Origin of the sequence: Mycobacterium syngnathidarum, assembly GCF_001942625.1 — a bacterium.
In the GTDB taxonomy this organism is placed as follows: Bacteria; Actinomycetota; Actinomycetes; order Mycobacteriales; family Mycobacteriaceae; genus Mycobacterium; species Mycobacterium syngnathidarum.
Genome location: NZ_MLCL01000074.1, coordinates 71,154 through 84,402 on the forward strand (window position 1 = coordinate 71,154; position 13,249 = coordinate 84,402).

13 protein-coding genes are annotated in these 13,249 nt (G+C 65.9%); 10 read left to right on the plus strand and 3 right to left on the minus strand.

Going from position 1 to position 13,249, the window contains the following annotated elements; translation table 11 throughout:
- The first annotated feature begins 162 nt into the window (after positions 1-162).
- From BKG60_RS20080 to BKG60_RS20095, 4 genes are all read left to right on the plus strand, one after another.
- The gene (locus BKG60_RS20080) at positions 163-1,311 is read left to right on the plus strand and encodes a hypothetical protein (protein WP_075909904.1); all 1,149 of its coding nucleotides are present in this window, start codon (positions 163-165) and stop codon (positions 1,309-1,311) included.
- Positions 1,312-1,510: 199 nt separating this feature from the next.
- The gene (locus tag BKG60_RS20085) at positions 1,511-3,040 is read left to right on the plus strand and encodes an aldehyde dehydrogenase family protein (RefSeq protein ID WP_075909905.1); all 1,530 of its coding nucleotides are present in this window, start codon (positions 1,511-1,513) and stop codon (positions 3,038-3,040) included.
- A gap of 205 nt (positions 3,041-3,245) precedes the next feature.
- Complete coding sequence (gene ppk2 / locus BKG60_RS20090; RefSeq protein WP_070185238.1) at positions 3,246-4,103, plus strand: polyphosphate kinase 2; 858 nt, start codon at positions 3,246-3,248, stop codon at positions 4,101-4,103.
- A gap of 35 nt (positions 4,104-4,138) precedes the next feature.
- A complete protein-coding gene (locus tag BKG60_RS20095; protein WP_075909906.1) occupies positions 4,139-4,984 on the plus strand; it encodes a hypothetical protein in 846 nt (281 codons plus the stop codon).
- A gap of 42 nt (positions 4,985-5,026) precedes the next feature.
- Here the strand turns inward: BKG60_RS20095 and BKG60_RS20100 are convergent, their stop codons facing one another.
- Positions 5,027-7,048, minus strand: a complete 2,022-nt coding sequence (locus tag BKG60_RS20100) for a prolyl oligopeptidase family serine peptidase (protein ID WP_423226859.1) — start codon at positions 7,046-7,048, stop codon at positions 5,027-5,029.
- A 69-nt stretch (positions 7,049-7,117) separates the two neighbouring features.
- Between BKG60_RS20100 and BKG60_RS20105 the strand changes: the two genes are divergently transcribed.
- Genes BKG60_RS20105 through BKG60_RS20125 form a run of 5 tightly spaced genes read left to right on the plus strand, consistent with a single transcriptional unit; the run spans position 7,118 to position 10,110 of the window.
- A complete protein-coding gene (locus tag BKG60_RS20105; RefSeq protein WP_075909907.1) occupies positions 7,118-7,612 on the plus strand; it encodes a DUF779 domain-containing protein in 495 nt (164 codons plus the stop codon).
- A gap of 35 nt (positions 7,613-7,647) precedes the next feature.
- Complete coding sequence (locus tag BKG60_RS20110) at positions 7,648-7,926, plus strand: putative holin (RefSeq protein ID WP_075909908.1); 279 nt, start codon at positions 7,648-7,650, stop codon at positions 7,924-7,926.
- The gene (locus tag BKG60_RS20115) at positions 7,919-8,413 is read left to right on the plus strand and encodes a hypothetical protein (RefSeq protein WP_242671627.1); all 495 of its coding nucleotides are present in this window, start codon (positions 7,919-7,921) and stop codon (positions 8,411-8,413) included. Before BKG60_RS20110 ends, BKG60_RS20115 begins: the two co-directional genes overlap by 8 nt.
- Before the next feature lie 30 nt (positions 8,414-8,443).
- Positions 8,444-9,844, plus strand: coding sequence for a dihydrolipoyl dehydrogenase (gene lpdA / locus BKG60_RS20120; protein ID WP_070185232.1), 1,401 nt, complete (start codon positions 8,444-8,446; stop codon positions 9,842-9,844).
- Positions 9,841-10,110 carry a flagellar basal body-associated FliL family protein gene (locus BKG60_RS20125; RefSeq protein WP_075909909.1) on the plus strand — a complete coding sequence of 90 codons (270 nt, stop codon included), beginning with the start codon at positions 9,841-9,843 and terminating at the stop codon, positions 10,108-10,110. Before lpdA ends, BKG60_RS20125 begins: the two co-directional genes overlap by 4 nt.
- Positions 10,111-10,166: 56 nt before the next feature.
- On the opposite strand, the gene BKG60_RS20130 is transcribed toward BKG60_RS20125, so the two are convergent.
- Positions 10,167-10,718, minus strand: a complete 552-nt coding sequence (locus tag BKG60_RS20130) for a carboxymuconolactone decarboxylase family protein (RefSeq protein WP_075909910.1) — start codon at positions 10,716-10,718, stop codon at positions 10,167-10,169.
- Positions 10,719-10,834: 116 nt separating this feature from the next.
- Positions 10,835-12,250, minus strand: a complete 1,416-nt coding sequence (ramB, locus tag BKG60_RS20135; protein WP_070185229.1) for an acetate metabolism transcriptional regulator RamB — start codon at positions 12,248-12,250, stop codon at positions 10,835-10,837.
- Between the two features lie 131 nt (positions 12,251-12,381).
- Between ramB and BKG60_RS20140 the strand changes: the two genes are divergently transcribed.
- On the plus strand, positions 12,382-13,203 hold the full coding sequence (locus BKG60_RS20140) for an acyl-[acyl-carrier-protein] thioesterase (protein ID WP_070185228.1): 822 nt from the start codon (positions 12,382-12,384) through the stop codon (positions 13,201-13,203).
- The last annotated feature ends 46 nt before the right edge of the window (positions 13,204-13,249 follow it).

The window sequence follows — 13,249 nt, forward strand, 5'->3', positions numbered from 1 at the left end:
ACGGTGTGAAATCCGTATGTGTTTGCATTCGCAAATACCCCTCTGTGTCACCTGAGAAAAAGCTGAGATCTGGATTAATGCAGCGTAAATTTCGGCGCGTGCCGAGCAATCGGTCAGCCCAAACAGCAAGTCATCGAGGGGATTCCATATATGAACAGTCGTGTGAGCAGCCGCGTCTCGAGCGGTCTCACTGCATGCGTCGCCGTCGCCACCGCCGGCGTCATCGCGATCACTCCGGTCGCGTCGTCCACACCCGCTCCGCCCCGCGTCGTCGACGCTCAGGCCGCACTGATGGCCAGCTTCGAAGGCAAGGACCAAATCGCTTTGACGATCATCGCCGGTGAGCGGTTGGTCGACCAGTTCTTGCAGGCCCCGCTCACCCCTTTCGTCCTTGCGGCGCAGTTCGCGGGCGGTGACAACGAGCGACTGTTCTCCCAGATTCGGCAGATCGTCGATTCACCGCTCTATGTCGCGGATCCGCTCATCGAGGCCATCGCCATCACGTTGCCGGAAGAGTTCGGTGGCGGCTCGGATCACGTAACCAACACCACGACCGGCGACGGCGCCTTCATGCAGTTCCGCAACAACGAACTGCTGGGCCTGCGCGACGACATCAACGCGCAGTTCGCTTCGGCGCTCGACGTTTCGGATTGGCGGTCGCTGAACGACAACTACACCGCGCAGCTCGCGGCGGGCCTGCAGGAGTCGGCGCTGCGCAGTGTCAACGGAGTCGTGCTCGGCACGGTCGGCCTGGTGGCTGTCGCGCAGGCCGTGGCGAGCGGGGACAACCTTGCGATCTACCAGGCGGTCAAGGAGTACATCGATGCTCCGCTGTGGGCAGCGGATCCGGCCATCGAGGGTCTTGCTCGAGCGCTGCCGAAGTCGCTCGGCGGCGGCACGGACGGCGTACCCACCACACAGGCCCCTGACGATGGCGCGCTGATGACGTTCCGCAACAAGCAACTGATCGGTGCGCGAGATCGGGTGCGGTTGGCTGCGGCCAACGTGCTCGACGTCCGCGACAAGGTGGACAACACGGGCAACGTGATCACCTCCAGCACCCTCAACCGGACGCAGTTGCTGGCGGCCACGGACGACGAGGCCGACAAGGGCTCGAACGTGAGCAACCTCAAGCCGCACGTGACCAGCCTCAACGCGCAGCTCAACGACGCCAAGGGCAAGGCCGAGAAGCGGGCGGCCAAGTCCAAGGCGAATGTGGACCGGGTGGTGAAGAAGGTCAAGGAGGCAGCGGGCAAGACAGCCAAGAAGCTCGGCTCGAAGAAGGCGGAGTCCAAGGGCTCGGAGGACTAGTCGGGGGCAGCGCGGTGGGTGGCGATGGGGGGTCGTCGCCCACCGCGCGACTCCCCCCCCCGAAACCGACGCAATGGTCGCTCACGCACACGCGTGGGCGACCATTGCGTCGATCTCGGCGCAGCCGGACGCGGCGGCCACTTGACAGGTGTCAACCCCGGTGCGACGTGGGTCACAAACGGCGATTAACATAGGCCCCATGACAGCGACGCCAGATGTAGATCTGACCGGAGAGTTCACGGGTTCCGGCACTATCCACAACCCCGCGACCGGTGCCGTCGCCGGCCAGGTGACCTGGACCGACGCGGCCGACGTGCCGCGAATCGCGGCCGGTTTGCGGGAAGCCCAGAAAGAGTGGGAGGCACGCGGCGCGAAAGGCCGCGCCAAGGTGCTCTCCCGTTACGCGGTGTGGTTGGGGGATCACCGCGAAGAGATCGAGAAACTCCTGATCGCCGAGACCGGCAAGTCGGCCATGGACGCCGCGCAAGAGGTCCCGCTGCTGATCATGATCCTCTCGTACTACATCAAGGTCGTCGAGGAGGCGATGGCGCCGGATTCCCGTCCTGCCGCGCTGCCCATCATGTCGATCAAGAAGATCGCCGTGCACTACCGGCCGCGTCCCGTCGTCGGGATCATCGCGCCGTGGAACTACCCCGTGGCCAACGCCATGATGGACGCCATCGGTGCCCTGGCCGCCGGGTGCGCGGTGCTGCTCAAACCGTCCGAGCGCACCCCGCTGACCGCTGAAGTGCTGCTGCGCGGCTGGCTGGATTCCGGAGCCCCCGAGGTCTTCGCGCTGGCGCAGGGTGCGCGCGCGGTGTCCGAGGCCGTCATCGACAACTCCGACTACATCCAGTTCACCGGTTCCAGCGCGACCGGCGCCAAGGTCATGGAGCGGGCCGCCCGCCGCCTGACCCCGGTGAGCCTGGAGCTCGGCGGCAAGGATCCGATGATCGTGCTGGAAGACGCCGACGTCGAGCTGGCCGCCAACGCCGCGGTGTGGGGCGCGATGTTCAACGCCGGCCAGACCTGTGTCTCCGTGGAGCGGGTGTACGTCCTTGAGTCGGTGTACGACCAGTTCGTCGCGGCCACCGTGAAAGCCGTCGAGAACCTCAAGATGGGCACCGGGGAGGGATACCACTTCGGCTCCCAGATCGACGACAGCCAGGTCGCGATCACCGAACGGCACGTCAACGATGCCGTCGCCGCCGGCGCCAAGGCACTGACCGGTGGCAAGCGCCCCGAAGGTGGGGGCAGCTTCTTCGAGCCGACCGTGCTCGTCGACGTCGACCACTCGATGGCCTGCATGACCGAGGAGACCTTCGGGCCGACCCTGCCGATCATGAAGGTGTCCTCGGTCGAAGAAGCCGTCCGGCTGGCCAACGACAGCGCCTACGGCCTGAGCGCGTCGGTGTTCTCCAAGGACGTCGACCGGGCCAAAGCCGTTGCACTGCAGCTGGATTGCGGAGCGGTCAACGTCAACGACGTCATCTCCAACCTGATGTGCACCACGGCACCCATGGGTGGCTGGAAGACCTCGGGCATCGGTGCGCGGTTCGGCGGCATCGACGGCGTGCGCAAGTTCTGCAAGCAGGAGACCGTCGTGGTGCCGCGCACCAACATGGGCGCCGGCGGCAGCTACTACAACAACTCCGAAAAGGCGATCGTCCGGATGAACAAGCTGCTGACCAAGATGGCGCTGGCGCGTCCACGCCGTAAGGCCAAGTAAGCGGGGTTGCTCGCGGCAGGAGATGCTTCCGGAGGTCTCGCAGACGTCGTGCCCTTCTCAAGGATGCCGAGCGTGACCGTTGACGCCACCGATGATTACCCCCGGGCGGTCAGGCGGACTGAGTAGTGCACTACTGCAATTTGTGGCTACCGGACGTTCACCGCAGCATCATCGACCTGTCCTCACGGTCGGCTACGTTGCGCCGGTGACTCTCGACATCACCGGATACACGGTCCGTGACGACGACGATGACGATCCTGAACTGCTGCTGGAGCCCAGCGGCGAAGTCGTCGACACCTGGCGCGAGGGCTACCCGTACGACGAGCGCATGCACCGCCTCGACTACGAGGAGCAGAAGCGGCTGCTGCAGATCGAGCTGCTGAAGCTGCAGAAGTGGAGCCAGACCAACGGTTTGCGTCACGTCATCGTCTTCGAGGGGCGCGACGCGGCAGGCAAGGGCGGCACCATCAAACGGTTCATGGAGCACCTGAACCCGCGCGGGGCCCGGGTCGTCGCGCTGGAGAAGCCGACCGAACGGGAACGCACCCAGTGGTATTTCCAGCGGTACGTGCAGCACCTGCCCGCTGCCGGTGAGATCGTGCTGTTCGACCGGTCCTGGTACAACCGCGCCGGGGTGGAACGCGTGATGGGCTACTGCACCCCCAAACAGCACGCCGAATTCATCCGCCAGGCCCCGTTGTTCGAGCAGATGCTGGTCAACGACGGCATCAGCCTGACCAAGCTGTGGTTTTCCGTCACGCAGTCCGAGCAACGCACCCGGTTCACCATCCGTCAGGTCGACCCGGTGCGGCAGTGGAAACTGTCCCCGACCGACCTCGCCTCGCTGGACAAATGGGAGGACTACACCGCCGCCAAGGAAGACATGTTCGCCTGGACGGACACCGAGATCGCACCCTGGACCGTGGTCAAGAGCAACGACAAGAAACGCGCCCGCATCAACGCCATGCGCTACGTGCTCGGTAAGTTCGATTACGACAACAAGGATTTTGACGTGGTCGGCCACGCCGATCCGCTGATCGTTGGGCGTGCCCTGTCGGACTGAGCAGTCTGGCCGCCGCCCGGGAGTAGGAGGACGGCGTGCGATTCGTCATGACGCTGTTCCTGTGGGCGTTGACGACGATCCTGCTGGCGGCCGCGGTGCCCTCGGCATGGGTGCAGAAGAACATCGTCGACGAGCAGGGCTACTCGGCCTTCGCCGCGGCCGCTGCCGCCGACCCGCAGTTGCAGCAGGCCGTCGCCGGTGAGCTCACCACGCAGGTGCACTCTTTGGCAGCGGAGCACGGGGCGAACGTGGACTCGCGGCAGGTCCGCGCTGTCGCAGGGGCTTACACCTCGGGCCCGGATTTTCCCGGGCAGTTCGCATTGGCCAACCAGGTCGCCCACACCTGGATGTTCACCGATCGGCTGGCCCGCAACGAGGACGGCAGCTGGGTGATCGACCTGGCCCCGATGCTTTCTGACGACTCGTTCCGCAAAACCCTCTCCGAATTCGATGTCGAAGTACCGCAGACACTTACGGTGCCCATCGCGTCATCGGCACCGGACAGCTTGCGGCCGGGCATCCTGCGTCCGCTGGCGGTGTGGGGCCCCTGGGCGAGCGTCGGGGTGACGGTGCTGGCCGGCGTCTTCGCCCTGCTGACCTTGGCGGCTGCCCGCGCCCGTGGTAAAGCTCTTGCTGCACTGGGGGTTTCGGCGCTGCTGGTGGGCGCGGCCGGTTGGGCCGGGTTGGAATCCGGGCGACGCTACCTCAATGAGGCGCTCAACCACACCAGTGGCGACATCCGGCAGATCGCCGACGCCATGGCCGGCCACGCGATCGACAGCCTGCACCAGTGGCTCAACCTCACCCTGGCCGCCGGCGGTGCGCTGGTGGTCTTCGGCGTGCTCGTCGCGATGCTGGGCGGGTTGCGCCGTCGGGACTGAAATCCCGTTGACCCTGCGGTCACGGTGCGAAAGTGCGGGTAGTCACGCCCTGCGCGCAGCGTCAATCGCGGCTGGACCCAGCGTCTGCCACAAGAACTCATAGGTGAGCGCCGCCCTGAACGCCGCCTGCTTGTTGTCGGCCGCGCCGCCGTGGCCACCCTCGATGTTCTCGTAATACAGCACCCGGTGCCCGGCGGCCTCCAGCGCCGCCGTCATCTTCCTGGCGTGGCCGGGGTGCACCCGGTCATCGCGGGTCGAGGTGGTGATCAGGATCGGCGGATACTTCGCGTCGTTCGAAATATTCTGGTACGGCGAGTATTTCGACATGAATTCCCAGTCCGCCGGATCGTCGGGGTTGCCGTACTCAGCCATCCAGGACGCGCCGGCGAGCAGCAGGTGGAAACGCTTCATGTCCAGCAGCGGCACACTGCACACCAACGCCCCGAACAACTCCGGGTACTGGGTCAGCATGACGCCCATCAGCAGGCCGCCGTTGCTACCGCCGGAGGCGCTGAGCAACTCCACCGTGGTGATGCCGCGGCGCACCAGATCCGCAGCCACCGCGGCGAAATCCTCGTACACCACATGGCGGTTCTCGCGCATCGCCTGCTTGTGCCAGTTCGGACCATACTCGCCGCCACCGCGAATGTTGGCCTGCACGAAGGTGCCCCCGCGGGCCAGCCAGGCGCGGCCCGCGCCGCCGAGGTACGCCGGCGTCAACGAGTGCTGAAATCCGCCGTAACCGCTGAGGTGGGTCGGGCTCGGCTGTTCGCGGCGCCCCACAACGAAATACGGAACCTTGGTGCCGTCCTTCGATGTGGCGAAATACTGCTCGACACCGATGCCGGTGGCGTCATAGAACGCCGGAGCCGACTTGATCTCGACCAGCGGGCCGCCGGCGGTGCCGTACAACAGCCGCGACGGAGTGGTGAATCCGCTTGAGTTGTAGAACACCTCGTCACCGTGGTGATCGCAGTCGACGACGATGGTGTCCGTCGCCGGCGGGATGTCCGGTGCGTCCCTGCGTTCCCACGTCCCCGGCGTGACGACCTCGACGTGGCTGGCGACATCACGCAACGTGACGAGGATCAGTTTTTCCTTGGTCCACTGCACACCAGCCAGGCTGCTGTGCGCGTCCGGCTCGTAGATCATCGTGAGATCGGCCGTGCCGGAGAGAAAACCGTCGAACTCGGTGCCCAGCAGGGCGCCCGCCGGGTAGGTGACATCACCCACCTGCCAGTCGGTGCGCAGGGAGATCAGCAACCATTCGCGGTGCAGCGACAGCGACGAGTCGGTCGGAACCCTCAACTCGATCAGCTCGCCGTCACGCACCTCGTAGCGGATGCGGTTGTAGAAGTCGGTGTAGCGGCCCAAGCGGGTGTGCTCGAAGCCCGGGGTCCGGTCGACCGAGGCGATCACCCGGACGTCCGTCGGCTCCGCCTCGTACACCGTCTCGGCCTCGGCCAACGGCTGGCCACGACGCCAGCGCTTGGCGATCCGCGGATAACCGGATTCGGTCATCGACCCCGCACCGAAATCGGTGCACACCAGCAGGGTGTCTTCGTCCTCCCAGGACACCGAAGACTTGGCTTCGGGCAACTCGAACCCGCCGGAAACGAATTCCCTTGTCCGCATGTCGAACTCACGCACCACTGTGGCGTCGGCGCCGCCGCGGGAAAGACTGATCATGGCCAGCGTGTAGTCGGGCTCGATCACCTCGGGCCCGGCCCACACCCAGTTCTCGTCCTCGGCGCGGGCCAGCTCGTCCAGATCCAGGATCACGTCCCAGTCCGGATCGTCGGTGCGGTAGCTGTCCAGCGTGGTGCGCCGCCACAGGCCGCGCGGATGTGCCTCGTCGCGCCAGAAGTTGTAGAGATGCTCACCGCGCCGGCTCGGATACGGGATACGCGCATCGGTGTCGAGAATCTCCAGCACCTCGGAGCGGATCGCCTCGAAGCGGTCACCACTCAGCTCGGCCAGCGTCGGCTCGTTGTGCGCCCGCACCCACGCCAACGCGTCGTCGCCGGTGATGTCCTCAAGCCACAGGTAAGGGTCCTTCGCCACACCCACATTGTTACCGCGCGCGTAATGTGAGCCGGACAACACCACCGTCGAACAGAAGCGAGGGACGTCATGGCCCAGGCACCGGCGCGGGCCCTGATCACCGCGGCCGCCGCCGACCTGCTGGCGCGGCTCCAGGAGCGCCACGGCGCACTGATGTTTCACCAGTCCGGCGGCTGCTGCGACGGGTCGTCCCCGATGTGTTACCCCGACGGCGATTTCATCGTCGGTGACCGCGACATCCTGCTGGCGGTTCTCGACGTCGGCACCGGCGTTCCGGTGTGGATCTCCGGCCCCCAGTTCGAGGCGTGGAAGCACACCCAGCTGGTGATCGACGTGGTCCCCGGCCGCGGCGGTGGCTTCAGCCTCGAGGCGCCCGAAGGCATGCGGTTCCTGTCCCGTGGCCGGGCCTTCACCGACGCCGAGAACGACGCGCTGGCAGAGCAGTCCCCGGTGACCGGAACGCAGTACAGCGCCGGTGCCCGCCCACCCGAGACCGGCAGCCACATCGTCGACGAAGCCGCCGACGCCTGCCCGATCCCCGGGGGACGCGCCGCGCGGATGTAGCGGGCCCGCACCCGCCACGGCGTTATCGTCGAAGAGTGATCCCGCTGCCACGGCCGTGGCTGCTGACCAGCGCCATGTTGGTCGGCGTAGCGGTCGGGCTGTTGGCGGGTATCGCCACAACCCTGCTGGTCACGGCCACCGTCCGGCCCGATGCGGTGATCGCCCTCGTCCTCGGCGTACCCGGTGTCCTCGGGATACTGATGGTCCTGGTGTCAGGACGGCGGTGGGTCACCACGCTCGGCGCGTGTGTGCTGGCCGTCGCGCCCGGCTGGTTCGGTGCCCTGACAATCATCCAGGTGGCATCCCATGGCTGACAACGTCGACACCTCCACCGCCGACTTCTCCCCGCTGTTCGACACCGGGGAGAACGAGATCCTCGACGAGGAGCTGTCGGGGAACCTGGCGCCCGCCGAGGGCATGACGGCGGACGAGACGGCCTCCGACGACGTACCCTCGGCCCCGCTGCCCGCCCCGATCCCGCCCATCGTGGTGGAAGGGTCCTACCTGTCGGTGAAGTGGTGGACGTTCGTGGGCGTGCTGGCCGGAGTGTGGGTCGTCTCCGCGGCGGCGGGAGCCGGCCTCTACTACTACTGGTATCAGTCGGCCGACAAGACCTGGCCGGTGTTCGTCGTGCTCGCCTACATCGTCGTCACCACCGTCGGCGCCCTGGTGGCGTCGACCGCCCAGCGCAAGCCCCTGCTATCGGCCCTGGCCATCGCCCTGATGTCGGCGCCGCTGGCCGCGATGGCCGCGGCGGCGGTTTTCTACGGCGCCTACGTATTCGGCTGGATCGCCCGGTAGGACGATTGCGCCGCCCATTAGGGTGGGGTCGTGACCCACTTTGACGTCGTCGTTCTCGGAGCTGGTCCCGGTGGATACGTCGCGGCCATTCGTGCCGCCCAACTGGGGCTGAAGACCGCAATTGTCGAACCCAAGTACTGGGGTGGCGTGTGCCTCAATGTCGGGTGCATCCCGTCCAAGGCGCTGCTGCGCAACGCGGAACTCGCGCACATCTTCAACAAGGAAGCCAAGACCTTCGGCATCACCGGTGAGGCCACCTTCGACTACGGGGCCGCCTTCGACCGCAGCCGCAAGGTCGCCGACGGCCGTGTCGCCGGCGTGCACTTCCTGATGAAGAAGAACAAGATCACCGAGGTTCACGGGTACGGCACGTTCACCGGGCCCAAGTCGATGTCGGTGAAACTCAACGAGGGCGGGACCGAAGAGCTCACCTTCGACAACGCGATCATCGCCACCGGGTCCTCGACCCGCCTGGTGCCGGGTACCTCGTTGTCCGACAACGTGGTCACCTACGAGACCCAGATTCTCTCGCGCGAACTGCCGGGGTCGATCATCATCGCCGGCGCCGGCGCGATCGGCATGGAGTTCGCCTACGTGCTGAAGAACTATGGCGTCGACGTCACCATCGTCGAGTTCCTGCCGCGTGCGCTGCCCAACGAGGACGCCGAGGTCTCCAAGGAGATCGAGAAGCAGTACAAGAAGCTGGGCGTGAAGATCCTGACCGGTACCAAGGTCGAGGGCATCTCCGACAAGGGCGGCGACGGGTCGGTTGTTGTCACGGTCAGCAAGGACGGCAAGACCGAGGAACTCAAGGCCGACAAGGTGCTGCAGGCCATCGGCTTTGCGCCCAACGTCGAGGGCTTCGGTCTGGAGGCGGCGGGCGTGGCACTCACCGACCGCGGGGCCATCGCCATCGACGACTACATGCGCACCAATGTGCCGCACATCTATGCCATCGGCGATGTCACCAGCAAGCTGCAGCTGGCCCACGTCGCCGAGGCCCAGGCCGTGGTGGCCGCTGAAACCATCGGCGGTGCAGAGACTCTCGCGCTCGGCGACTACCGGATGATGCCACGCGCCACGTTCTGCCAGCCGCAGGTGGCCAGCTTCGGCCTCACCGAGGAGCAGGCCAAGGCCGAGGGATACGACGTTGTGGTCGCCAAGTTCCCGTTCACCGCCAACGGCAAGGCCCACGGCCTGGCCGATCCGACCGGCTTCGTGAAACTGATCGCCGACAAGAAGCACCTCGAACTGATCGGCGGCCACCTGATCGGCCCGGATGTGTCCGAACTGCTGCCAGAGCTGACCCTGGCGCAGAAGTGGGACCTGACGGCCAACGAGCTGGCCCGCAACGTGCACACCCATCCGACCTTGTCGGAGGCGCTGCAAGAGTGCTTCCACGGTCTGACCGGCCACATGATCAACTTTTGAGAAACGAAATCGTCGCCGGGATAGGCGGATTGGTGCTCGGCCACATTCTGTGGCTGACTGCCATCACTTTGGCAACCGAGGGCTCCCGGGTGAACGTCTGGGTGCTCTTGGTGGCCGCACTGTCGCTCATCGGCGGAGCGGCCGGCGGCTACTTCGGCTGGCGGAAGTACCAGCAGAAATCCCGTACCTGGGCGGTGTTCCTGTGGCTGCTGCCGGTGTCGCCGGTGGTGTTCTCGCTGGTGCTGCTCGGGGTCACCTACCTGTAGACGTGCGATTTGTGCACCTCGCGTAACGCTGACCGTTACGCGAGGTGCACAAATCACTAGTCAGGGAAGTCGAGCGGGATCCGCAGCGTGGTCATGGTGGCGGCCAGGCCATCGTATTGGCTTGCCAGCATGCAGAATTCGATGAGCTGAGGCTTGGTCAGGATCGCTGACAGCGCCGCCCAGGTTTCGGCCGAGACCGACCGGGTGACGACGAACTCGTCGGTTGCGGTGATCAGCACCCGCTGCCGATCGGTCAGGCCCTCGGCGTCGGGGCCTTCGAAGATGCGGGCCTGAGTTTCGGCATCCACGCCGCGGCTGCGGGCCAGCCGGCGGTGCTGCTGCAATTCGTATTCACAGTCGCGCAGATGTCCCACCCGCAGGATCACCAGCTCGGCGTCCTGACGCGGCAGTTTTCCCAGCGGGCCGAGCAACAGCCCCGAATACGGCAGCCAGGCCAGAAACAGCAGCTTGTGCTGCCCCAGCACGTTCATCAGGGTGAACCGCGGTGCGCGGATGGCCCGGGCGCCCAGCTTGGCGATGGCCCAGTTGACCGGGCCCAGCTCACGGAATCCGCCCGGCGCGATGCGGGCCGGCTCGAGTGCACTCACCCCGCCGAGTGTGGCACAGGTGCGCTCACGGCGTGAGCGCCGGTTTCTACGTGCGGGCTTCTGATCGGCGGGTCATCACGACCAAGGTGTAGAAACCGGCGGCGTTGTCCAGCGGACTACGGCTGGCGCACCAGGTACGGCGACACCGTCGAACGGTGCTCGTTGAGGTCCAGGGCCTTGCCGAGCGCGGGGAACGCGCGCTGCGGACAGTTGTCGCGCTCGCACACCCGGCAGCCCGATCCGATGGGCGTGGCCACCTCGCCGGAGAGATCCAGCCCCTCGGAGTACACCAGCCGATGGGCGTGGCGCAGCTCGCATCCCAGCCCGATCGCGAACGTCTTGCCGGGCTGCCCATAGCGCGACGCGCGACGCTCCACGGTGCGGGCCACCCACATGTAGTGGCGGCCGTCGGGCATCTGGGCGATCTGCACCCCGATCTTGCCCGGGTTGCCGAAGGTCTCGTAGACGTTCCACAACGGGCAGGTGCCGCCCGATGAGGAGAAGTGAAAACCGGTGGCGGACTGGCGCTTCGACATGTTGCCGGCACGGTCGACGCGGACGAACGAGAACGGCACGCCGCGCATCGAGGGCCGCTGCAGGGTGGACAGCCGGTGCGCGATGGTCTCGTAGCTCACCGAATAGAACGCCGACAGCCGCTCCACGTCGTAGCGGAAATTCTCGGTGACACCGTGGAATTGGCGATAGGGGAGCACGGTGGCCGCGGCGAAGTAGTTGGCCAGCCCGAGCCGGGCCAGGGTGCGGGACTCGTCGCTGGTGAACATGCCCTCGTCGACCATCTTGTCGATCAGATCGCCGAACTCGAGGAAGGCCAGCTCGGCCGCCATCTTGAAGACCTGTTGGCCGCTGGACAGGTGATTGCCCATCTCCAGGGTCTTGGTGGCCGGGTCGTAGCGGTGCAGCACGGTGTCGCCAAGATCGATACGCCGCACGATCCGCACGCCGTGCACCGTCGTCATCCGGTTGGCCAGCTCCCCGGCCAGATCGCCGCGGTGCATGCGGATCTTGGCGGTCAGATCCTCCGCGGCGGTGTCGAGTTCGTGCAGGTAGTTCTGCCGCTGGTAGAAGTAGTCGCGCACTTCCTCATGGGGCATGGTGATCGACCCGCTACCGCTGCCGTCGGAGTAGCGGTCCTCGGTGGCGGCGGCCAATTGTGTGGTGGTCAGCCGGTAGCGACGGTGCAGGTTGACCAGTGCGCGGGCAAAGTTCGGATACGCCGCGACCATGTCGGCGACTTCGCCGGCGTCCATATCGGCGCCGAGATCGCGGTCCATCGCGACCTCGCGCATCTCGGCGACCAACCGGGTGTCGTCGTGCGAGGCGAAGAACGTCGCGTCGACCCCGAACACCTCGGTGATGCGCAGCAGCACCGCCACCGTGAGCGGGCGGACATCGTGTTCGATCTGGTTGAGGTAACTCGGGGAGATCTCGAGCATCTGAGCCAGCGCCGCCTGGCTCAGACCACGCTCGCTGCGAAGTTGACGCACCCGCGACCCCACGAACGTTTTTGCCACGATGAACCAGGCTACCGCCGGATTAACACAGTTGCGAAGACGTCATTGGCTCCCTTGGCAGTTCGTCTGATACTGGCAGGATCGGGCTGCCTGGCATGATCGGCTCAGGCGACAGCGACTGGAGATGAATCATGACGGGAACCGCGCAGAGTTCGACCACCGGGCTGAACAAGGTGATGATGCCGGTGCCTGATCCCCATCCCGACGTCTTCGACCGGGAATGGCCGCTACGGGTGGGCGACATCGACCGGGTGGGACGGCTGCGGTTCGACGCGGCCGCCCGCCACATCCAGGACATCGGCTCTGACCACCTGCGCGAACTCGGATTCGAGGAGACTCATCCGTTGTGGATCGTGCGGCGCACGATGATCGACCTGATCAAGCCCATCGAATTCCAGGATATGCTGCGGATGCGGCGGTGGTGTTCGGGAACCTCGAACCGGTGGTGCGAGATGCGGGTGCGCATCGACGGTCGCAAGGGCGGGCTGATGGAATCCGAGGCGTTCTGGATCAACATCAACCGGGAGACCCAGGGGCCCGCCCGCATCTCTGACGACTTCCTGGCCGGCCTGCGCCGCACCACCGATGAAGCGCGCCTGCGCTGGAAGTCCTACCTGAAGGCGGGCAGCCGCGAGGACGCCGCCGAGATCCGCGAGTACCCGGTGCGGGTGTCCGACATCGACCTTTTCGACCACATGAACAACTCGATCTACTGGACGGTGATCGAGGACTACCTGTACTCCAATCCCGAGCTGCTCCAGAAGCCTCTGCGGGTGACCATCGAACACGACGCCGCGGTGGCGCTCGGCGAGAAGCTCGAGATCCTGTCGCACGTTCACCCGGCCGGATCGACCGACAAATTCGGCGAAGGGCTCTCTGACCGCACTGTTAGAACGCTCACATATGCCGTCGGCGACGAGACAAAAGCGATCGCTTCGCTGTTCTCGCTCTGACCCCTCCCGGTTTAACAGTACGAGCGTACTGACCTGCGCCTTTGGG